At 65.1% G+C, this 252-nt stretch carries 1 pseudogene; it reads right to left on the reverse strand.

From position 1 onward, the window contains the following. A pseudogene (locus EOD29_RS33575) lies at positions 1-186 on the reverse strand (RNA methyltransferase); the annotation flags it as partial. Positions 187-252 lie beyond the last annotated feature (66 nt).

The raw sequence follows: 252 nt of genomic DNA on the forward strand, positions 1-252 counted from the left end.
GCTGACGGCCGCGATTTTCTTGACCGCCGAGCGGGCAAGCTCCTTGCATTGGAACTCCGCGCCGGCCCGCGGCGGATCGAAGACGACCATGTCATAGGGCTTGAACTCCTGCGTCATCAGCGGACGACGGAAAAGATCGCGCTTTTCGACCGTGACAGGCTTCAGGCCTTGCGTTTTGCGGCTGGCGCAGATCGGCCGCGTCCATGCTGTCGAAGCCGAGGCCAAGGCGCTCGCGGCCCTCGATCAGGCCGC

This window comes from Mesorhizobium sp. M1A.T.Ca.IN.004.03.1.1 (genome assembly GCF_003997555.1).
GTDB lineage: Bacteria > Pseudomonadota > Alphaproteobacteria > Rhizobiales > Rhizobiaceae > Mesorhizobium.